Annotated in this window: 22 protein-coding genes; 16 read left to right on the forward strand and 6 right to left on the reverse strand. The window is 43.1% G+C overall.

What is annotated here, in order from left to right; translation table 11 throughout:
• Positions 1-344 precede the first annotated feature (344 nt).
• Together rluC and K0625_RS09335 are read left to right on the forward strand one after the other, a co-directional pair.
• Positions 345-1,304 (forward strand): 23S rRNA pseudouridine(955/2504/2580) synthase RluC, encoded by a 960-nt coding sequence (rluC, locus tag K0625_RS09330; RefSeq protein WP_220109444.1) that lies wholly within the window; start codon positions 345-347, stop codon positions 1,302-1,304.
• Positions 1,301-1,951 (forward strand): HAD-IIIA family hydrolase, encoded by a 651-nt coding sequence (locus K0625_RS09335; RefSeq protein WP_220109445.1) that lies wholly within the window; start codon positions 1,301-1,303, stop codon positions 1,949-1,951. The genes rluC and K0625_RS09335 overlap by 4 nt, the downstream gene beginning before the upstream one ends.
• A 75-nt stretch (positions 1,952-2,026) precedes the next feature.
• Here the strand turns inward: K0625_RS09335 and K0625_RS09340 are convergent, their stop codons facing one another.
• Both K0625_RS09340 and K0625_RS09345 read right to left on the reverse strand, forming a co-directional pair.
• Complete coding sequence (locus tag K0625_RS09340; protein WP_220109446.1) at positions 2,027-3,433, reverse strand: sensor domain-containing diguanylate cyclase; 1,407 nt, start codon at positions 3,431-3,433, stop codon at positions 2,027-2,029.
• Positions 3,434-3,618: 185 nt separating this feature from the next.
• On the reverse strand, positions 3,619-4,218 hold the full coding sequence (locus K0625_RS09345; protein WP_220109447.1) for a Maf family protein: 600 nt from the start codon (positions 4,216-4,218) through the stop codon (positions 3,619-3,621).
• Positions 4,219-4,537: 319 nt separating this feature from the next.
• Here K0625_RS09345 and yceD point away from each other — a divergent pair, with 319 nt between their 5' ends.
• The 11 genes from yceD (at position 4,538) to K0625_RS09400 (ending at position 12,994) form a co-directional block, all read left to right on the forward strand.
• A complete protein-coding gene (gene yceD, locus K0625_RS09350; RefSeq protein ID WP_220109448.1) occupies positions 4,538-5,062 on the forward strand; it encodes a 23S rRNA accumulation protein YceD in 525 nt (174 codons plus the stop codon).
• Positions 5,063-5,079: 17 nt separating this feature from the next.
• Entirely contained in the window at positions 5,080-5,250 is a 171-nt protein-coding gene (gene rpmF / locus K0625_RS09355) for a 50S ribosomal protein L32 (RefSeq protein ID WP_012324668.1), read from the forward strand.
• Between the two features lie 14 nt (positions 5,251-5,264).
• Positions 5,265-6,293 carry a phosphate acyltransferase PlsX gene (gene plsX, locus K0625_RS09360; RefSeq protein WP_064791551.1) on the forward strand — a complete coding sequence of 343 codons (1,029 nt, stop codon included), beginning with the start codon at positions 5,265-5,267 and terminating at the stop codon, positions 6,291-6,293.
• 12 nt (positions 6,294-6,305) lie between these two features.
• Positions 6,306-7,265, forward strand: coding sequence for a beta-ketoacyl-ACP synthase III (locus tag K0625_RS09365; protein WP_012324670.1), 960 nt, complete (start codon positions 6,306-6,308; stop codon positions 7,263-7,265).
• 54 nt (positions 7,266-7,319) lie between these two features.
• Entirely contained in the window at positions 7,320-8,246 is a 927-nt protein-coding gene (fabD, locus tag K0625_RS09370; protein ID WP_220109449.1) for an ACP S-malonyltransferase, read from the forward strand.
• Between the two features lie 9 nt (positions 8,247-8,255).
• The gene (gene fabG, locus K0625_RS09375; protein WP_220109450.1) at positions 8,256-9,002 is read left to right on the forward strand and encodes a 3-oxoacyl-ACP reductase FabG; all 747 of its coding nucleotides are present in this window, start codon (positions 8,256-8,258) and stop codon (positions 9,000-9,002) included.
• 159 nt (positions 9,003-9,161) lie between these two features.
• Positions 9,162-9,395, forward strand: coding sequence for an acyl carrier protein (gene acpP, locus K0625_RS09380; RefSeq protein ID WP_012324673.1), 234 nt, complete (start codon positions 9,162-9,164; stop codon positions 9,393-9,395).
• Between the two features lie 188 nt (positions 9,396-9,583).
• Positions 9,584-10,822, forward strand: a complete 1,239-nt coding sequence (gene fabF / locus K0625_RS09385; protein WP_220109451.1) for a beta-ketoacyl-ACP synthase II — start codon at positions 9,584-9,586, stop codon at positions 10,820-10,822.
• A gap of 196 nt (positions 10,823-11,018) precedes the next feature.
• A complete protein-coding gene (locus K0625_RS09390) occupies positions 11,019-11,387 on the forward strand; it encodes a hypothetical protein (protein WP_220109452.1) in 369 nt (122 codons plus the stop codon).
• A gap of 86 nt (positions 11,388-11,473) precedes the next feature.
• Positions 11,474-11,950 carry an acyl-CoA thioesterase gene (locus tag K0625_RS09395; RefSeq protein ID WP_012324676.1) on the forward strand — a complete coding sequence of 159 codons (477 nt, stop codon included), beginning with the start codon at positions 11,474-11,476 and terminating at the stop codon, positions 11,948-11,950.
• Positions 11,951-12,118: 168 nt separating this feature from the next.
• On the forward strand, positions 12,119-12,994 hold the full coding sequence (locus K0625_RS09400) for an NAD(P)-dependent oxidoreductase (protein WP_220109540.1): 876 nt from the start codon (positions 12,119-12,121) through the stop codon (positions 12,992-12,994).
• A 72-nt stretch (positions 12,995-13,066) separates the two neighbouring features.
• Here the strand turns inward: K0625_RS09400 and cdd are convergent, their stop codons facing one another.
• Both cdd and sbcB read right to left on the reverse strand, forming a co-directional pair.
• Positions 13,067-13,957 (reverse strand): cytidine deaminase, encoded by an 891-nt coding sequence (gene cdd / locus K0625_RS09405; RefSeq protein ID WP_220109453.1) that lies wholly within the window; start codon positions 13,955-13,957, stop codon positions 13,067-13,069.
• Positions 13,958-14,043: 86 nt separating this feature from the next.
• Complete coding sequence (gene sbcB / locus K0625_RS09410) at positions 14,044-15,456, reverse strand: exodeoxyribonuclease I (RefSeq protein WP_220109454.1); 1,413 nt, start codon at positions 15,454-15,456, stop codon at positions 14,044-14,046.
• 259 nt (positions 15,457-15,715) lie between these two features.
• Here sbcB and K0625_RS09415 point away from each other — a divergent pair, with 259 nt between their 5' ends.
• From K0625_RS09415 to K0625_RS09425, 3 genes are all read left to right on the forward strand, one after another.
• Positions 15,716-16,522 carry a hypothetical protein gene (locus K0625_RS09415; RefSeq protein WP_220109455.1) on the forward strand — a complete coding sequence of 269 codons (807 nt, stop codon included), beginning with the start codon at positions 15,716-15,718 and terminating at the stop codon, positions 16,520-16,522.
• 20 nt (positions 16,523-16,542) lie between these two features.
• Entirely contained in the window at positions 16,543-17,355 is an 813-nt protein-coding gene (rlmA, locus tag K0625_RS09420; RefSeq protein WP_220109456.1) for a 23S rRNA (guanine(745)-N(1))-methyltransferase, read from the forward strand.
• 285 nt (positions 17,356-17,640) lie between these two features.
• On the forward strand, positions 17,641-17,847 hold the full coding sequence (locus tag K0625_RS09425) for a cold-shock protein (protein ID WP_012155714.1): 207 nt from the start codon (positions 17,641-17,643) through the stop codon (positions 17,845-17,847).
• Positions 17,848-18,094: 247 nt separating this feature from the next.
• Here K0625_RS09425 and K0625_RS09430 read toward each other — a convergent pair whose 3' ends face one another.
• Positions 18,095-18,994 carry an ABC transporter ATP-binding protein gene (locus K0625_RS09430; RefSeq protein WP_220109457.1) on the reverse strand — a complete coding sequence of 300 codons (900 nt, stop codon included), beginning with the start codon at positions 18,992-18,994 and terminating at the stop codon, positions 18,095-18,097.
• Positions 18,991-19,803: an ABC transporter permease subunit gene (locus K0625_RS09435; protein WP_012324683.1), complete on the reverse strand. Its 813-nt coding sequence runs from the start codon at positions 19,801-19,803 to the stop codon at positions 18,991-18,993. The genes K0625_RS09430 and K0625_RS09435 overlap by 4 nt, the downstream gene beginning before the upstream one ends.
• Between the last annotated feature and the right edge of the window lie 74 nt (positions 19,804-19,877).

Consider the following 19,877-nt stretch of genomic DNA (forward strand, 5'->3'; position numbering starts at 1 on the left):
AGTTCGTTTGATGATTAGTTAAAAATAATCTTCGAATTTTGGGTGCGATTCTTAGAGAAACCACGTTGTAATGTGGGCTTATTATTCTGTTTAGTCGCTAAATCTTGTTTTAGGTCTATTTTCAATGTGAACGACTTGCAAATCAATGGTTTGCTACAGGTATAAAAGCTTTTTAGTCTCTATTTCATACGCAAGCGTTGAGGGATTTGTGAACACTTTTTTCACTAGTTATCCCCAATCGCCGATGAAATATAGCAATAATCAATAAATTCAGCAAATGGAAAGGCACAAAATTCTTATAACTTGTTGTACAATACGCACCTTGATGTACATATAGGCGCACCATGAATAGCGAATCTCCCAAAATAAAAGTCCAACTGGTAACCATTGATGAAGATCATGTTGGTCAACGCATAGATAATTTCCTACTGACTAAGTTGAAAGGTGTGCCTAAGAGCATGATCTATCGGATTGTGCGTAAGGGTGAAGTCAGAGTAAATAAAAAGCGAATTAAACCTGAATATAAGTTACAGGATGGGGATATTGTCAGGGTGCCTCCTGTACGCGTATCTGAAAAAGATGAGAGGCCAGGGCCTTCGGCTAATTTGAGTAAAGTATCTCAATTAGAAGAGCGTATTCTGTTTGAAGATAAGCATCTTATTGTACTGAATAAACCCGCTGGACTGGCTGTTCATGGTGGTAGTGGTGTCGACTTCGGTATTATTGAGGCGATGCGCGCTCTGCGTCCAACTCAGAAATTTCTAGAGTTAGCTCATCGTCTAGATAAAGACACCTCCGGTGTACTGCTTATAGCAAAGAAGCGTAGTGCATTAAGACATCTTCATGATCAACTTAGATTTAAGAAGATGCAAAAAGATTATCAGGCATTGGTTAAGGGCACATGGCAAGCAAGAGACAAGGCGATTAAAGCGCCATTGTTAAAACTGACTCTAAAGTCCGGTGAGCGAATTGTGCGTGTTAATCAAGAGGGGAAAGAGTGCGAAACTCGTTTTAAAATTTTGCAGCGTTATCAAGGCAGCACCTTAGTGCAAGCAAGCCCTGTTACAGGTCGTACTCATCAGATCCGTGTTCATTGCCAATATACTGGTCACCCCATTGCTTGTGATGAAAAATACAGTGAGCAGAAATATGATGACAGTATGCGCGCTTTAGGGCTCAATCGACTTTTTCTTCATGCGGCTCAACTGCGTTTTACTCATCCTGGCAGTGAAGAGGTGATGATAGTGAAAGCCCCATTAGATCCTGTTTTGACCCAGACATTAGATAAGTTGATAAAAATATGAAGCAATATGAGCTAGTCATATTTGATTGGGATGGCACCTTAATGGACTCTGTAGGCAAAATTGTTGCCTGCATGCAGCAAACAGCCAAAGTGCTTGAATTTCCCACTCCATCAGAAGTTGCAGTACGCAATATTATCGGATTGTCGATGCAGGAGGCGTTAAATACCTTGTATCCTGATGGGAATGAAAGTGTTTATCGTCAGATGATTCAGGTGTATCGTCAGCAGTATCTTGAACTTGATACCACTCCAAGCCCACTTTTTGATGGGGCTGAATTACTTTTAAAGCAGCTAAATCAGATAGGTTATCAGCTAGCGGTTGCTACGGGTAAAGCCAGAGTTGGTTTAGATCGTGTGCTCAATGAAACAGGGTTAGGTCAGCAGTTTATCGCGAGCCGCTGCGCCGATGAAGCTGTGAGTAAACCCCATCCTGAGATGATTAACCAACTATTAAATCAACTCAATGTGAAGCCCGCAAAAGCGTTAATGATAGGGGATTCAGTGCACGATATTAATATGGCTAATAATGCTGGAATCGATGCTGTGGGAGTTAACTATGGCGCCCATGGAGAGAGTCAGTTGCTGACATCGAACCCAAAGAGCATTATCAGTTCGCCACTGGAACTACTCGGTTTTCTGGGGCACTAATTGAAGATGTGGCCCATCAAGATGAAAGGCTAGCACATGCTAGCCTTTTTTGTTTTCTATCTAGAGTTGGTGGCTTTATTGTGAAGGCGTTTGCCTGATAAAGCCTGTTGCCATTGAGACTAAACCTAGTCTTTCATTTCGTTTGTTTCTGTACATATCTTTATCGGCTTTACTGATGATGGCCGATAGTTCCATTGTTGCATCGTTAACTAAACAGTGGCCGATACTCGCTGATAACGGCAGACTTTGCCCTTCAATGTCGATATCGATAAAGAGTTGACTATTAAGTCTGTCACACAGATCTTCGAGTTGAAGCTGGTAGTGCTCATAAGTGTTACCGTGCGGGAAGCTTGCTAACACAATGAACTCATCACCACCGATCCGCGCAACTATTTCACTATCAATTGTAGTGTCTTGTATCTTTGAAGCGACATACCTCAGTACCTTGTCTCCTTGATGGTGACCATAGCGGTCGTTGATCTGTTGAAAGCCATCAAGATCAATATAAAGTACGGCGAGTTGTAATTTTGCTTGCTCCTGCTCTCTTAATTTGCCCTCCATCACTTCAAACAGAGCCCGGCGATTTAACATCCCTGTTAGCGGATCATGATTAGCTAATTGCTGTATTTTCTCATTTGCAGCATGCATATCGGTTATGTTGTGAGCAGAGACAATCACACCGACAATGTTTCCCTTCTCATTGAAGTAGGGGTTATGAAGTATGTTCATATATTGAGGCGCAGTATGGGGGGGATGGATCCAAATGCGTGTCTGTACGGTTTCCCCTTTCAAGGTTCGGTCTAGTAAAGGTTTTAATACATCGTTGAAAACCACTTTTCCATGGACCTGTTCGACGCTTTTACCGACAATCTCTTGGGAAGATTTGTTAAATAAACTTTCATAGCCTTTAGAAACTACATGGTAGGTATATGAGTCATCGACAAAAGACATCAAGTGTTCTGTGACTGCAATCATCTGCTTATGCAGAGCGAGCTCACGGGAGATAAGTAGACGTTTATATTCAACGCCGATCCTTTGAGCCAATAATCTGAAAAACTCTTTTGATTTCATGGTCTCAGTTTGTGGGAGGGGATCCATGACCAAAATATGGCCTATAGGGTGACCTCCATCATCCAAAATTAACTCTGCTTGGTAACTGTTGGCGCCCAGATCTTTAATCAACTGGAAGTTTGGAAATTTAGTTTGCAGATCTTTGGCAAACAGTAGGTGAGTGTCTGGGTATTTCTGTCGGTAAATGAGTTCACAAGGTGAGCCCTCTAAATCGAACTCAAATCCAGGCACAGTGTGTTTTAGATCGCAAAAAGCCACCACTTCAGCTTTGCCTGCCACTTCTGATGGCCTGCCAAAGGCAGCCCAACGGCATTGAGTTACAAGAGCAAGTGCTTTTAGCGCACGTTGAAAAAAACGTTCGTCAGTACAGGGGGCTGCGAGTAGTGCTAAAGCTTCTTCAATATCTGTCATCGACCATTCCCAAAATAGCAGTGTTCAGACATCCGTGTCCAAAGAGGTTTAATAGGTATTTTTGATTGGAAGTGGGGCGTTATAATGTCGAGTCTTTCGCCCCTTGTAATATATTGTAGTTACAAATTGAGGAAACGCAGTTTTTGTGACTGAATTTAGTGTTTTTATTTGCGAATAGTGAGTTTTTAGTCTACTAAATTCTGTGAAAGCACTTGGTAGCCCTGCTTTGAGAGCATATCGATAAGGGTGATTAGAGGTAAACCGACAAGGGTGTTGGGGTCTTTTCCCTCTAATTGCGTAAAGAGTGCAATGCCAAGACCTTCACATTTAAAGCTTCCTGCACAGAAGTACGGCTGCTCTGTTTGGAGGTAATACTCAATTTGTGCTTGGGTCAGCTCCCTAAAATGCACTTTAAAGGTTTCTATACGGGTGTCACTTAGCCCAGTATTGATATTGTGTAGTGACAGACCAGTATAAAAAGTGATGATCTGATTGGAGGCTTGTGTGAGTTGTTCCACCGCTTTTTCATGGGTTAAAGGCTTACCTACAATGCTCCCATTTATGACTGCAACTTGATCTGAACCGATCACTAATCCTTGAGAAAGGCCTGCAGCGCCTTTTAAGGCTTTGCTTTGAGCAAGACGCATAACCAGCGCATCGGGGGCTTCGCCCTCTTTAGGTGTTTCATCAATATCGGGCGAACAGGTATCGAAGGGGATGTTTAGCTTCGTTAGCAGTTGTTGCCTAAAAGGGGAGGTAGATGCAAGGATTAACCGAGATGACATAATAAAACTCCAAATAGATTATTGCAGCAAAAGAGCAAAACATAGTTAGTTATATCGTTTATCTTCAGCTGATTTATGGGGAAGTTTACTGTTTTTTGATGATGGAAATCCCACACTTTTTATTTATCTAAGAGAAAAAAGTTCGTTCGCTTCTATTTTAAGCGTGCGTGACTTGAGTAAATCTTCGAGCTTGGGTAAAATTTCTAATCCATTAATTTATGTTTTTAGAGTTCAAAAATGTGGTAAATGACTCTTCTTATAGCAAGAAGGCGAATTTTCCTTTGACTCTAAGGATTTCAAACTATAATATGCGCGCCTTATGCAAACAGTAAAGATACCGGTTTCAATTGATCCAATACGCGCTGCTGCGAGTCAGCTTTCTTATGAAGGTACGATTCCTGGTAAGCAGTTAAAGCGATTAAATGAGTTAAGTGCCGGCGACTGTTCCGATGTGGCAGTGTCGTTTGAATGTGGCGTAGATATACAGGGGATAGTCTACCTTAAAGGGAAGGCTGTGACGGAGCTCACTCTGAATTGTCAACGTTGCATGACACTATATACCACAAAGGTTACGGTCGACTTCAATTTCACTCCCTGTGGGAATGAAGCTGAAATCGATGAGCTCCCGGATGCGTATGACCCTATTGAGTGTAATGAAATAGGCGAAGTTCGTCTGCATCAATTGATTGAAGATGAATTGATAATCGCTATGCCCCTTATACCGATGCACGCTGACGAAAGTTGTGGCAAAGGCGATAAAGACATAGTTGTAGGCGAGATTGAACCTTCTCAAGAGGAGCGTCCAAATCCGTTTGCAGTGTTAGAAAAACTGAAGAGCAAGTAACCTAGGAGACAGGTAAAATGGCTGTACAACAGAATAAAAAATCTCGTTCAAAGCGTGGAATGCGCCGTTCACACGATTCATTGAGCACTGCTCAATTGTCTGTGGATGCAACGAGTGGTGAACTTCACCGTCGTCACAACGTGACTGCGGATGGTTTTTACCGCGGCGTAAAGGTTATTAACAAGTAATTGTTGATACTTTTATGACAGATCTGACGCTTGCGTTAGATGTGATGGGGGGCGATTACGGCCCCCGCGTCACAGTGCCTGCAACTTTGCAGGCACTTCATTTATATCCCTCTCTACATGTTGTCCTTGTTGGCAACCAGCCTGAAATAGAGCATTTTCTTACTAAGGCTGAATCCAGTATTCGTCAAAGAATTGAGATCCTTCATACGACTGAAGTCGTCAGTATGTCAGATCGTCCTGTCCATGCACTTAGAAATAGAAAGCAGAGCTCAATGCGCTTGGCTATTGAACTGGTGCGTGACGGTAAAGCTCAAGCTTGCTTAAGTGCAGGAAATACTGGTGCACTAATGGCAATAGCTAAAGTGCTACTTAAGACATTACCCGGTATTGATAGACCTGCTTTGGTAAGCTGTTTACCAGCGGTTAATCAAAAGCCTGTGTACTTACTTGATCTTGGGGCTAATGTCTCTTGTTGCAGCGAAACGCTATTCCAGTTTGCTGTGATGGGCTCTGTGCTTAGTGAAGCTGTCGATAAGAATGAGCAACCTAAAGTTGCACTTTTAAACGTTGGCATCGAAGAGATTAAAGGTAACGATCAAGTTCAACAGGCAGGGCAACTGTTACAACAAAGTCCGCAAATTAACTATGTGGGCTTTATTGAAGGTAATGATCTTTACTCTGGCAATGTTGATGTCATTGTCTGTGATGGTTTTGTTGGTAATATCACATTGAAAACCTCTGAAGGAATCGCAAAATTGTTGGTCAATCAGTTGGAAAAAGGACTGACCAAAGGTTTTTTTGTGCGATTAATGGCCAAACTAATCGCTCCCCGCATAAATTCTGTTCTTAAACAGATGAACCCCGACCACTACAATGGTGCAAGTTTGATAGGATTGCGCGGAATTGTAGTAAAAAGTCATGGCAGTGCCGATGAATCTGCGTATTTGCAAGCGATAACCCTTGCAGTGACAGAGGCGCAACGTAGACTCCCAAAGATGATTGAAGAACGTCTTGAGTCGATTCTTTTAGATATTAATAACTGATACCTCCTTAATATGCATACAAAAATTCTTGGAACTGGTAGTTATTTACCAGCACAAGTGCGTAGCAATCAGGATCTGGAACAGATGGTTGAAACCAGTGACCAGTGGATTGTTGAACGCACAGGTATCTCTGAGCGCCGTATTGCCGCTTCCGATGAGTCTGTATCGACCATGGGATTTGAAGCTGCGAAGAAAGCCCTTGAGATGGCAGGCATCGAGGCAAGTGAACTCGATATGATCGTGTGCGGAACGACGAGTGCAAGTAATGCATTTCCGGCCGCAGCGTGTGAGATTCAAGCTATGTTGGGTGTCCATACGATCCCAGCTTTTGATATCGCAGCAGCTTGCTCAGGTTTTGTTTATGCACTCTCGATTGCAGACCAGTATGTCAAATCTGGTATGGCTAAAAAGGTGCTAGTGATAGGCGCAGACGTGTTATCACGTCTTTGTGAGCCAGAAGATCGCGGCACTATTATATTATTTGGTGATGGTGCTGGTGCGGCTGTAATTGGCGCCTCAGATGAGCCAGGTATTCTGTCTACTCATATTTATGCCGACGGTAGACAAGGCGATCTGCTGAAATGTTCATTCCCTCCCAGAGCCGGTGAATCATCTGCTGCGGTTGGTTATATGACCATGAAAGGCAATGATGTATTTAAGGTTGCGGTAACACAACTCTCCCATGTTGTGACCGAGACTCTGCGGATTAATCAGATTGATAAGTCTGAGATTGATTGGTTAGTGCCACACCAAGCTAACTTCCGCATTATAAAAGCAACAGCTAAAAAGCTAGGCATGAGTTTAGATAAAGTGGTGCTAACCCTTGCTAAACATGGTAATACTTCTGCTGCTTCTGTTCCAATTGCCCTTGATGAAGCGGTTCGTGATGGCCGAATAAAGCGTGGTCAACTCTTAATGTTAGAGGCATTTGGAGCTGGTTTTGCGTGGGGCAGTGCATTAGTTCGTTTTTAATTACTGTTTAAAACGGTAATTAAATTTTCATCTTGAATGTGATAGGTAGAGTTTATGGATAATTCAGCTTTTATCTTCCCTGGCCAAGGCTCCCAAGCAATTGGAATGTTGGCTGAACTTGCAACTGAGCATGAGATTATTGCTCAGACTTTTTCTCAAGCAAGTGATGTTTTAGGTTACGATCTTTGGGAACTTGTACAACAAGGTCCGGTCGAAACCCTCAATGAGACAGATAAAACACAACCTGCATTATTGACTGCAAGTGTCGCAATTTGGCGTGCATTTGAGGCTAGCGGTAAAGCACTACCGAGTGTACTCGCGGGCCACAGTCTAGGCGAGTATTCAGCGTTAGTATGTGCAGGAGTCATCGACTTTACCGATGCAGTTAAATTAGTACAGCTTCGTGGACAGTTGATGCAGCAAGCGGTTCCTGCTGGCAGTGGTGCGATGTTTGCCATCATAGGTTTAGATAATGATGCCATTGCTAAAGCGTGTGAAGAGGCTTCACAAGGCGAAGTGGTAAGCCCTGTTAACTATAACAGTCCAGGTCAAGTGGTTATTGCAGGCAGTAAAGATGCCGTCGAACGTGCCGGTGCACTTTGTAAAGAGGCTGGCGCTAAAATGGCTGTAGCATTGCCAGTTAGTGTTCCTTCTCATTGTGAACTTATGCGCCCAGCTGCTGAAAAGCTTGCTGTTGCACTTGAGTCAATCGAGTTTAAAACGCCAAAAATCCAAGTGATTAATAACGTGGATGTTGCGTCACCCAGTTCAGCAGAAGAGATAAAAGATGCGCTTGTCAGACAGCTCTATTGTCCTGTGCTGTGGTCCGATACGGTAACAGCAATTTCAAAAGCGGGTGTGACTAACTTGTTTGAAATTGGTCCAGGGAAAGTACTGACAGGCCTTGCAAAACGTATTGATCGTTCGTTGACAGCAAAAGCGGTTAACGATACTGCATCACTCGCAGCATTGACCGAATAGGAGAGTTAGATGAGTGTAAGTATAGATTTAGCTGGAAAAGTGGCGTTAGTAACAGGGGCTAGCCGTGGTATTGGCCGTGCGGTTGCTGAAACACTGGTTGCAGCTGGTGCAAGAGTTGTTGGTACTGCGACAAGTGAGCGTGGTGCTGCGGCGATTCAAGAATACCTAGGTGATAGTGGTTTAGGTCTTGTTTTAAATGTAACAGATGGTCAATCTGTTACCGATCTTTTTGCCGCGATCAAAGAGAAAGAGGGCGATGTTAACATTTTAGTTAATAATGCCGGAATTACTCGAGATAATTTATTGATGAGAATGAAAGACGATGAATGGGGTGATATCATAGATACGAACCTGACATCGATATTTCGTACATCAAAAGCGGTTATGCGCCCTATGATGAAAAAACGTCATGGACGCATCATTAATATCGGTTCTGTTGTAGGCTCTATGGGGAATCCAGGCCAAACAAACTATTGTGCAGCTAAAGCTGGGTTGATAGGATTTACAAAATCTCTTGCAAAGGAGGTTGCATCTCGTCAAATAACAGTGAATGCTATTGCTCCTGGATTTATTCAGACGGACATGACCGATGAGCTGACTGAAGAGCAGCAACAAGGTATCATGTCTCAGGTGCCGATGGAGAGACTTGGGCAAGCACAAGAGATCGCTAATGCTGTGCTGTTTTTAGCTTCAGACTCTGCTGCGTACATCACTGGAGAGACTCTCCATGTGAATGGCGGCATGTATATGGTTTAAGGGTGATAGGCTGACAGCACTTTATTTTATTGATGTTCAGCGTCAATATGGGCCACTTTCGTGGTTAGACCACGAAAGTTAAGCTTGCATTGTGTGTCAAATTGAATAAACTACTCGCAATCTTACGCAAGTGCGTAATTTGAATAGGAAAGAAAACTAATGAGCAACATCGAAGAACGTGTAAAGAAAATCATTATTGAGCAACTAGGTGTTAAAGAAGAGGACGTTAAGTCTGCAGCATCTTTCGTTGACGACTTGGGTGCAGATTCTCTGGACACGGTTGAGTTGGTTATGGCTCTAGAAGAAGAGTTTGATACCGAGATCCCTGATGAAGAAGCTGAAAAGATCACTACTGTTCAAGCAGCGGTTGATTACGTTTCAAAGAATCAGTAATCCTGAATTCTTGAAAACAGGCAGCATTTATGCTGCCTGTTTTTGTTTCTGGCAATTGGAAATTGCGTGTTCCCTCTACTAGTAGTATTTTAATTTCTAACTGCTCAGAACCTATTTCAGTACCCTTAGGTACATTTAGAAACAAATTATATCCCTATCATGTTTAACTCAGTATAAAAGGTGAAAACGTGTCTAAACGTCGTGTAGTTGTTACAGGCCTTGGCCTGGTCACCCCTGTTGGTAATACCGTAGATTCAAGTTGGGAAGCGTTACTTGCTGGTCAAAGTGGTATCGCTCCAATCACCAAGTTTGATGCCAGTGAATTTACGACTCGTTTTAGCGGCTCTGTCAAAGATTTTGATGTTGAGCAGTACATGTCTAAAAAAGATGCACGTAAGATGGATCTCTTTATTCAGTACGGTATGGCTGCCGGCATACAAGCGATGACAGATTCAGGTCTGGATATGGCTAAGCTAGACCCTTCCAGAGTCGGAACTGCTGTTGGTGCGGGTATGGGGGGAATGCCTCTGATTGAACAGGGTCATTCAGCGCTGTTGAAAGGTGGTCCAAGAAAGATCTCTCCCTTTTTCGTGCCAAGCACCATAATCAACATGATCTCGGGCCACCTCTCTATAAAATATGGTATGACAGGTCCTAACTTTGCGGTGACGACGGCGTGTACTACTGGTGTGCATAATATAGGTTTTGCAGCCCGAACTATCGCCTATGGTGATGCGGATGTGATGATAGCTGGCGGTGCTGAAGATGTTACTTGTCCTCTGGCTGTTGGCGGTTTTGGCTCAGCAAAAGCGCTGTCGACCCGTAATGACGATCCACAAGCTGCGAGTCGTCCATGGGATAAAGATCGCGATGGCTTTGTCATCGGCGATGGTGCTGGTGTTATGGTGATGGAAGAGTATGAACATGCCAAAGCACGTGGGGCTACCATCTATGGTGAACTTGTCGGTTTTGGCATGAGTGGAGATGCATTCCACATGACGTCACCACCAGCTGATGGTGCAGGCGCTGCTGCTGCAATGGTTAATGCCATTAATGATGCAAAACTTGAGAAAGAGCAGGTGGGTTATATTAATGCCCATGGCACTTCAACTCCAGCTGGTGATAAAGCCGAAGTTGCTGCTGTTAAATCTGTGTTTGGCGACCATGCCTATAAGCTGCTTGTTAGCTCTACTAAGTCGATGACAGGTCATCTACTAGGTGCTGCAGGTTCTGTGGAAGCGATTATTACTCTGTTGGCTTTAAGGGATCAAGTGATCCCACCAACATTGAACTTAGATAATCCCGATGAAGGGTGTGATTTAGACTTCGTCCCTCATACAGCACGCAAACATGAGTTTGAATATGCACTGTGTAACTCATTTGGGTTTGGTGGGACTAACGGCTCTCTTCTGTTTAAGAAGCTCTAAAGCTAATTTTAATTAGTTTATTGTTGTATCGGAATAAAGCGCCTATATGGCGCTTTTTTTGTACCTATTTGGTATTAGATTAACGCCAAATGTCGTTTGGGTTAAGCTTAGTTAATATTGAAAATTATCGCTTGGAAGCTTTATGAGTTAGGAAGATACTGACGCTCTCAAAATGTAGCCTTAGGACAGAGCTCGCATGTTAAACCTAATCGTTGTTCCATTAATGCCACTGGTTGGCGCCTTGACTGCAAATCTTAATGAATTAATCCGCGGAGAGTCTGCAAAACTGCACCCAAACATGTCAATTGGGATGAAGACGTTTACTTTGGCGGCGGCAAGTTTTGCTGTTGTTTGGTTTGCTCTGTTGATCACAGCCATATATACAAGCAGTAATAACAGTACATTAGCCGGTATAGAAGTCTTGATACTCTTCTTAGCAGGTTTAGGTTTGACGGCTGTTGTAAAAGGCTCTCGTTTTATCAGTGATAATGCACAGTTGTGGATCTATCGTCTGGCTCTACCTTTTATTTTGCTGGCAAGTACTTTAGTTGTTTACTTTGGCTAATCAAAGCGAGTTAAATACTTAAGTTATACTCCACATTCGATTTATGACGTACAATTAAAGTTATTCTAAACGAATTTGAGATAGTTATGGCCGGGATAGAACGTCAGGTTACTTTAAGGTTTCTTGCAGAACCAGCTGATGTAAACTTTGGTGGCAAAGTTCACGGTGGCGCTGTGATGAAGTGGATCGATCTTGCGGCATACGCCTGTGCTGCCGCTTGGAGTGGCAAATATTGCATTACCGCTTATGCTGGCGGTATACGCTTTGTGAAACCAATCCATGTGGGAAATATCGTTGAAACGAGCGCTAAGGTGATCTATACAGGCCGTACTTCAATGCACCTTGGGATCGATGTTCGTGCTGGAGACCCTAAGCACCCTGAGCGGCACTTGACGACCCACTGTATTGTTATCATGGTTGCTGTCGATGATGATGGAAATCCATCTGAAGTGCCTGAATGGTGCCCTGTGGATGAGAAAGATATTGAACTTAGGGACTCAGCAATACGCCTAATGGAGATGCGTAAAAAGATAGGTGCTGAGATGGAAGCGCACGTTCAATAGTTTGTCTATGCTGTACCCTGTTAAAAGACGCATTTATGCGTCTTTTTTTGTGCCTGGAACTTTTTTATTTAAGGAACACTCTCTTCAGATAAACCAGATACTATTGTTTTAGTGATTTAGGTATGATGTTTAACCACTAGTTAAGGTGTTAAATAAAAAGGAAGTATGATGGCAAAAGTTGCATTTATTGGCCTAGGTGTGATGGGTTATCCCATGGCGGGGCATTTAGTTAGGCATGGTCATCAAGTGACGGTTTATAATCGAACACAGACACGAGCAGATGCTTGGAAAGCTGAGTTTGGCGGTAGCGTCGAGCTAACACCTTGTGACGCTGCGAAAGGAAAAGAGTTTGTTTTCGTTTGCGTGGGAAATGATGATGACCTACGTCAAGTAACACTAGGCGAAACAGGTGCACTTAACAACATGAGTGCTGGCAGCATTTTAGTTGATCACACAACTGCCTCTGCTGATGTGGCTAGAGAGATAGGTGTATTGGCCTCTGCAAAGGAGGTAGGCTTTCTCGATGCGCCTGTCTCTGGTGGACAAGCTGGTGCTGAAAATGGTCTGTTAACGGTAATGACAGGTGGTAATGAATCCCATTTTGTACAGGCTAAGCCGATTATTGAATCTTATGCGCGCTGTGTTGAATTACTTGGCGAAGTTGGCGCGGGTCAGTTAACAAAGATGGTTAATCAGATCTGTATTGCTGGTGTGGTGCAAGGTTTATCTGAAGGGCTTCATTTTGCTCGAAGTGCTGGTCTTGATGGTGAAAAAGTGGTTGAGGTGATAAGTAAGGGAGCTGCTCAATCTTGGCAGATGGAGAATCGTTATCAGACCATGTGGCAGGGGGAGTATAACTTAGGCTTTGCTGTGGATTGGATGAGAAAAGATCTCAACATAGCCCTTAATGAAGCCCGTAAAAATGGTTCACACTTGCCTTTGACTGCATTGGTTGATCAGTTTTACTCCGAAGTACAAGCGATTGGTGGTAATCGTTGGGATACCTCAAGTTTGCTGGCAAAGCTTGAGAAAAATAGAAAATAGAAAATAGAAAATAGAAAAAGGACTGCATCTGCAGTCCTTTTCAGTTTGAAACTCATTCGGTTTGAAAGTCAGTTAGGCTGGGTCAATCACAATATGTTCCAACTCAACGGCTGCAACAGCGTGGAGCGCATCCATAGTCGCACCGACCAAAGAGATCTTTCCTTTAGCGGATTCGATAAGCACTGCACGATTAATCTCAGTGAACTCTCGATTGTGTCTGGTCATCGTCGAGAGTGCCATCTGCATTGGCAGCATGGAGGGATTAAATGCAGCATTCTCTGCATAACGCCCACAGTAGGTCGAACCATCTTTAGTTTCAAGGACAACGGCTGCATAGCTGTTGGAATATGGCGCATAACTTAAACTTGCATGATCCAATGCTTCGATGATCATGGGATCTGAGCTATCAAGACTTAGTTCATGTTGCTGTTTGGATAATAGAGGCTCGGTAATATTAAGATCGCTTGGACCAAAAGCGTAGGGGAGGTAGTGAGCAAGAGGCTGTGCTTTCTGCTCTGGCAGATGAATCAACACCTTCTGTCCCTCTACCATCTCATTCATAAATTGGCGGCAGTGCCCACAAGGAGAGAAGTTGACCACCACATCTAAGATCTGAGTTTCACCACTGAGCCAAGCATGACTGATAGCGCTTTGCTCTGCGTGTACTGAATGAAACAGCGCTTCTCCAGAAAGCTCAAGGTTGGCACCCATATAGATATCACCACTCTTACCCTTGGCGATAGCACCGACATGGAACTCACTAATGGGAGGCTTAGCAAGGGCGGCTGCAATAGGAAGTAGGGCGAGTAGAAGTTCGCTCTCCTCTAGCTGACTTTTTGCTGTTAACATGCCTAGCTGTTGAGCATCAATATGTCCGGCAAAATCGGCATTGAGCAGGGGGATCAATGCATCTGATAACGGCTTTGGTAACTGAGCTATGCATTTTATAAATCTATCTTGCATATTCTAGATCCTGTCATTGTTAAGCTAATGAAGTACAGTTTAGTAATGGATTTACAAACTTAATGGGATCTTTCTCCCATTTAGTTTCATAAGTTACTAAGATAATGACATAAAGCAGTCAAAAGTTTTTGTTTATCTTCACTTTGTGACGTTTCGTTAACTAGGTTTTCCAGTTTGAACATATAGTCAGGGTCGTTGAGCCTACTTTGACAAAACTCTCGCCACTTCATGGATTCTGAATCATCGAAAAACTCAGGATAGTTGCGCCCACGATACCTGAATAACATCTCTTTAAGTCGACTATCATCGAAGTGTAGTTCAAGGGCGGCAAGATTTTGTGGCAAGGTATGGCGGATCATCTCCATCTTGGCTTTATCTGCTGAGCTAAAGAAGCCGCCACTGTATAATTGTAGATCAGGATCGTTCGAGTCAGACTCATATTCAACATCGAATACTGAGACCAGTTTCTCTCTCAATTCAGGGTGTTGTTTAAGTCGTTTATACTGTTCTCTTGCAAACGCTTTATCGATATCAAGGCGAGTCGCATTCTCATCGGTCAATATTTTGGTTGATGCAATAAAGGGGCATTTATTGATATGTACCTGTTTGACGCTGATAGGCAGCTCATCGGGCGCCAGATCGGCTCGTTTGGTGTACATTCGCTCTCTTATCTGCTCAACATCGAGCTCAATAAGTGGGGAGATATCCATGGCCAAATTGACACAGATAATGGCATTTTTATTGGTGGAGTGGTGCGCGACCGGTGCGATGATGCTAGCGCAACCATGTAGAGAGCTGATTTTCGAACTGACATGGATAAGGGGCTGCATATTAAGGACATCAATTAACTTAGATACCTCCTGCTTTTTCCTTAAGTTAAAGAAGTAATCAAACAGCTTAGGCTGTTTCTCTTTAATGAGCTTAGCCATATCGATAGTGGCGTAGACATCGGACATCGCATCATGGGCTTTTTCATGACTTAAACCATTAGCCTGGGTGAGATGTTCAAGCTTAAAGCTTGGCGAGCCATCCTCTTTCAGTGGCCACTCAATTCCTTCCGGTCTGAATGCATAACAAGCGCGAACAAGATCGATAATATCCCAGCGTGAATTTCCCTGTTGCCATTCACGGGCATAGGGATCATAAAAATTACGGTAAAACCCGTAACGGGACACCTCATCATCGAATCGAATGGAGTTATAACCCGCTACACAAGTATTTGGCTGGGAAAAAAGCTCATGAACTTTACCCATAAACTCAGCCTCTGGAACCCCTTTCAGATTGGCAAGTTGCGGGGTGATACCCGTGATCAAAATTGCTTCAGGAGAGGGGAGGTAATCATTGGCAACTTTACAGTAAAATGTCTCAGGCTCACCGATAATATTGAGATCAAAGTCGGTGCGGATCCCGGCAAATTGTGAAGGCCTGTCTTTAGCCGGATTAGCACCGAATGTTTCATAATCGTGCCAGAAGATAGTAGAAGTCGCGCTTGAAGACATAAGTAACAGCTTTTAGAGGTTATTTGTCAGCAATCATAGCATTGTATTTAGTTGTTTGTCCTTAGCGGTAAAGTCGAAAAAGGTTGTTGGCTCAATAGACCTAATTTAGTCGAAGAATATGTAAGCAATTTGGGGTTGTTGAGTATTAAGTCGAATCTTGCGTTTTAGGTGAAATTACAATTATTTTTAATAAGTTGGAAAACTGGTGCAGTGAAAAGAAGCAAGGTACAATTTCGTCTCGACAATAAGGTGGTGTACTATGTTTGAGCCTTTCTTAACTCAGCCTGAGATTATCAAAGTCGATAAACAGTGTAAGCTCTGTGTGAGCTTACATGAAACGACGGCTGATTTTAGCTTGCTCCAAGTGATGGACGGTCATATTGGCGAGTTTATTGTTGTCTCTGTAGCACCGACTGAGCTCTCTATTATGGTGCGTTTGCACCCGTTTCTCTGTGTTAATGTCGAGACCTCCTCATCTGAGTCAGAAGTGGCCCCATCGGTGTCTCGCTCTGTCGGACAAGGCTGGAGGTTGTTTTCAAGTTTAGGTGTATCACCGAGCATGTGTGCTCAAGAGTTGAAACGTGGAGTCAGTATTACACTCTCTTTCGATAAGCTTGCTCATTTCTCGCTTGAGGGGGGATCTCAATGGGAGATGGTATCTCTTGAAAAAGATAATCGTCTATTTCACGGGCCAAGGGAGTTATTAGAAGCGAGAGCTTTAGTGGCTAGAGGGGTTAATTATGAACTTTCAAGTGAACAGCTACTGCTTAGTATCAGTGAATTAGAGAAGGTAAGAGGTAAGCTTATCAAGTTTGGCGAAAGCGTATCTGTTCTCAGCCAAGCGAGATTGAGTGATGAAGTGCAAGATCTAAGTGCCCAGTTGACGAGGAAGAAGCAGTGGTTGTCTCGTCAATATCATCACTCTGTGGAGCGATTAAATTGGCAAATCTCAGCTAACCATGGCCAAAAACATGATCTGCAATCGAGACAGTTAGAGTATTATAGGCTGCTATCAACGACAGCAACGAATGAAATGGTTCAACAGCTCATTAAAGATGAAGAGTAGTTAACCCGATGGAAGAGAAAATGAATTACCTGTGTCCCATATGCAAACACCCCCTTTTATTACAAGAAAAAACTTGGTGTTGTCCAAGTAACCATAGGTTTGATTGCGCGAAAGAGGGCTATGTGAATTTGTTGCCGGTACAGAACAAAGGTTCTAAAGATCCTGGTGACAACAAAGAGATGATGTTTGCTCGAAGAGAGTTTCTCAATAAAGGGCACTACCAAGGCTTAAGCGATAGAATCAATGCGCTTGCTAAGACCTATGCTAAAGTTGCAAAAAATGGTTTAGATATAGGTTGTGGAGAGGGTTATTACAGCCATCGTTTACAGGAGTGTCTGTCAACCAGTAATGAGTTCAATCTTAAAGGGTTAGATATCTCTAAATCGGCGCTTAAGTATGCTTCTAAGCGTTACAAGGCGATCGATTTTTGCGTTGCCAGTGCATTCGATATGCCCTTTGCGGATAACAGTTTCGATCTTATGTTACGTGTGTATGCTCCTTCGTTGGATGAGGAGTTAAGGCGAGTGGTTAAAACTGATGGCATACTTATCACCGCATCGGCGGGAGAGCAGCATCACTTTGCGTTAAAGCAGTTGATATATGCTGAGCCTAAACCGCATATGAGTGAAAGCAGTCAGATCCAAGGGTTCGAGTTACTGCATAGGGAAAATTTAGCGTCCTTAATGGTTTTAGAGGATGAGAGCGATATCACTCACTTCCTCAATATGACGCCATACAGTTGGAAACTGACCGATGAGCAGAAATCTCAATTGGTGCAAGAGGGGCTTAAATGTGAATTAGACTTTAAAATAGAGGTCTTTAAGGCAATTTAAACTTTTTTGTTTATTTATTGAGCTGACGCTGTTGAGTTTTTACTCCATTATTTTATGACGGAAAATCCTAATACCAAGCGTCAGATAACTCTATAAAAAGATGATTTTACCTTGATTTGATTGTTGACATACCCCCAGAATGATTTATAGTGGATGCAGCTCGAAGGTTGCATTTATTTCATGTTCCAATACGATTTGTTCGTCCTGTTAACATAAGTAATGCCGGCATTTTCAAGCTCTACTGCCGTTTAGGCTATATTTTATTTAAGTTACAGGATTTATATCATGTCTCAAGTTACTGGCGTTGTTAAGTGGTTCAACTCTGACAAAGGTTTTGGATTTATCGAGCAAGAGTCTGGTCCAGATGTTTTTGTTCACTTCCGTGCAATCAACTCTGACGGTTTCAAAACTCTTGACGAAGGTCAGAAAGTTCAATTCACTGTGACTCAAGGTCAGAAAGGTCCACAAGCTGAGAACGTTACTGTCGTTTAAGCTTATGCCTTTGATTAGCTTCTAGCTAATCCAAAAGAATTTCTAAGAGCTGCGATTTATCGCAGCTCTTTTTTATTGCCTGAAAAATATCACCAATTAGCATTAGCACTCCAGCCTTATTGATCTCATCGAAGAGATACATCAATTGGGTGATGTCTTGCTAGCGTGTAACTAATCTATTGTTAAGCCATAAAAAAGCACCACATGAAGTGATGCTTACACAGCTTAAATGATGTGCTCTAGACGATTAAGAGAAGAGCTTATCTTCCAAGCTTCTACCCTTAAGTATCGCTCTATATCGCCAGTTGTTTTGCGAAAAGAGTTGGAAAAGTTGAACTTCAAGCTCAATAACATCACTAGCGGAGTAGTGAATTAAAAACTCATCCTCCTGTTTCTGTGTCACTGAGTTAACCCCATTAATGCTTGAAACCTCATTGACAAACTGAGCTTTATCACAAGATTGCATCGACACTGTGATGTACTCATCGGTTAAGTTTTCCTGTATTGAAACAGATTGACCCAACTGACCTTGGTCAAGGTAGAGTACTTGATCGCACAGCTTCTCTAACTCATCTAAGTTGTGTGAACTTATCACGAAGGTGATATCTGTTGAGAGGGCTTTGACCAGATCGCGAATCACCTTTGCGTTTGCAGGGTCTAATCCTGCTGTAGGTTCGTCAAGCAGAACTAATTGAGGAGAGCCTATTAAGGCTTGAGCTATGGATGCCCGTTTTCCCATACCATGACTTAAGGATTGCGGTTTTTGCTCACTGACATCGCTGAGTCCAACGAGAGAGAGTACTCTCAGTCCTTCCTCTTTTGCGGCCTTGGCTGTTAACCCCTGCAGTGTGCCAAAGAGCGTAAATTGGGTGATTAAATTGAGGTTAGGATCTAAGGTCGCATCTTGGGGCAGAGAGGATACTTTTCCAAGTAGGGCTCTACTACCTGGCTTCTCTCCTAGAATCGTGACGCTGCCTGAGCTGGGTAACAGATAACCACATAACAAACTAAATAAGGTCGTTTTACCTGCACCGTTAGGTCCAACAAGTGCGATGGGAGAGCCTGAATTTAGCTCAATAGAGACGCTATTAAGCGCGAGCTTACTGCCATAGGATTTACTGAGTTGTTCACATTTAATCAGGCTCATAGCGAACTCCTATTCATATAACTTCGTCCTAAAAATAGCAGTACTGCCGCTTGAATCAATGGAATTGGAGCATAAACAAAGCTGCCAAATCCTTGAGTGTTGATCATCATACTGAGCTGCGCTCCAGGCAATACCCACTGTATAAGTTCGGCAAGGGAGGGCAATTGGCTATTGATGATAGCGATAATAATCGCACTGATAGCCCAAAACAGAATGGCGTATATGGTTGCTTGCCTCGCTGTATTTGCATACAGAGAGAGAATGGCCATCATGGCGGTGTAGGGAAGCAAGATGATAAACAGATTAATGAAAACCAGTGCGCCAGAGCTAAGTGCCGGTAGCAACAGCGACATATCTCTGGAGGCTGCCAATATTACCGTGGCCAGTATTGTCAGGATGAGCAGAAGTGACTGGATCAGCATATGGCCAGTAAAGCGACCAAAGAAGATACTGTCACGTCCAGTTCTTAATGAGAGAAACCTAAAGGTGCCTCTGCTTTTGTCAGAAGCAAACTGATCTGCTGAGACAAAGATACTAAAAAGTGGAAAGAGATAGAGCGCTGCTATCCAAAATACCGCCATCTCAGCGACTTCCCATTTAAAGAGCTCATTGATTGAGTTCTCGCCAAATACGGCGCTAATAAGCTGTCTGAACTCTTCTGTTAGAAGAAAGCTTGATGCACTACGAATTGGATAGAGAAGGATCAATAACCACACTAGTGAAAACGCGAACAGTGAGATTAACCCTCTAGGGTTAAACAGGAGCTTCTTGAGCTCAAATTTTGCCAGTATGAGGCTGTTTTTCACCATACCGGGGCTTGTTTGTGATTCCAATGTGATCCCTTATTTTCATTATAATGAACGCCAGAGCGAGTCAAACTAGA

Source organism: Shewanella nanhaiensis (assembly GCF_019457885.1).
Classification (GTDB): Bacteria; Pseudomonadota; Gammaproteobacteria; order Enterobacterales; family Shewanellaceae; genus Shewanella; species Shewanella nanhaiensis.

What these genes read in the sequence shown, in the direction of transcription:
- K0625_RS09400 (WP_220109540.1), top strand. Translation starts at nt 12,119, where the DNA reads ATGGCAAAAGTTGCATTTATTGGCCTAGGTGTGATGGGTTATCCCATG.
- K0625_RS09340 (WP_220109446.1), bottom strand. Translation starts at nt 3,433, where the DNA reads ATGACAGATATTGAAGAAGCTTTAGCACTACTCGCAGCCCCCTGTACT.
- K0625_RS09430 (WP_220109457.1), bottom strand. Translation starts at nt 18,994, where the DNA reads ATGAGCCTGATTAAATGTGAACAACTCAGTAAATCCTATGGCAGTAAG.
- cdd (WP_220109453.1), bottom strand. Translation starts at nt 13,957, where the DNA reads ATGCAAGATAGATTTATAAAATGCATAGCTCAGTTACCAAAGCCGTTA.
- rpmF (WP_012324668.1), top strand. Translation starts at nt 5,080, where the DNA reads ATGGCTGTACAACAGAATAAAAAATCTCGTTCAAAGCGTGGAATGCGC.
- K0625_RS09435 (WP_012324683.1), bottom strand. Translation starts at nt 19,803, where the DNA reads ATGGTGAAAAACAGCCTCATACTGGCAAAATTTGAGCTCAAGAAGCTC.
- fabD (WP_220109449.1), top strand. Translation starts at nt 7,320, where the DNA reads ATGGATAATTCAGCTTTTATCTTCCCTGGCCAAGGCTCCCAAGCAATT.
- K0625_RS09365 (WP_012324670.1), top strand. Translation starts at nt 6,306, where the DNA reads ATGCATACAAAAATTCTTGGAACTGGTAGTTATTTACCAGCACAAGTG.
- rluC (WP_220109444.1), top strand. Translation starts at nt 345, where the DNA reads ATGAATAGCGAATCTCCCAAAATAAAAGTCCAACTGGTAACCATTGAT.
- K0625_RS09415 (WP_220109455.1), top strand. Translation starts at nt 15,716, where the DNA reads ATGTTTGAGCCTTTCTTAACTCAGCCTGAGATTATCAAAGTCGATAAA.
- K0625_RS09345 (WP_220109447.1), bottom strand. Translation starts at nt 4,218, where the DNA reads ATGTCATCTCGGTTAATCCTTGCATCTACCTCCCCTTTTAGGCAACAA.
- acpP (WP_012324673.1), top strand. Translation starts at nt 9,162, where the DNA reads ATGAGCAACATCGAAGAACGTGTAAAGAAAATCATTATTGAGCAACTA.
- plsX (WP_064791551.1), top strand. Translation starts at nt 5,265, where the DNA reads ATGACAGATCTGACGCTTGCGTTAGATGTGATGGGGGGCGATTACGGC.
- K0625_RS09335 (WP_220109445.1), top strand. Translation starts at nt 1,301, where the DNA reads ATGAAGCAATATGAGCTAGTCATATTTGATTGGGATGGCACCTTAATG.
- K0625_RS09390 (WP_220109452.1), top strand. Translation starts at nt 11,019, where the DNA reads ATGTTAAACCTAATCGTTGTTCCATTAATGCCACTGGTTGGCGCCTTG.
- K0625_RS09395 (WP_012324676.1), top strand. Translation starts at nt 11,474, where the DNA reads ATGGCCGGGATAGAACGTCAGGTTACTTTAAGGTTTCTTGCAGAACCA.
- sbcB (WP_220109454.1), bottom strand. Translation starts at nt 15,456, where the DNA reads ATGTCTTCAAGCGCGACTTCTACTATCTTCTGGCACGATTATGAAACA.
- yceD (WP_220109448.1), top strand. Translation starts at nt 4,538, where the DNA reads ATGCAAACAGTAAAGATACCGGTTTCAATTGATCCAATACGCGCTGCT.
- rlmA (WP_220109456.1), top strand. Translation starts at nt 16,543, where the DNA reads ATGAATTACCTGTGTCCCATATGCAAACACCCCCTTTTATTACAAGAA.
- K0625_RS09425 (WP_012155714.1), top strand. Translation starts at nt 17,641, where the DNA reads ATGTCTCAAGTTACTGGCGTTGTTAAGTGGTTCAACTCTGACAAAGGT.
- fabG (WP_220109450.1), top strand. Translation starts at nt 8,256, where the DNA reads ATGAGTGTAAGTATAGATTTAGCTGGAAAAGTGGCGTTAGTAACAGGG.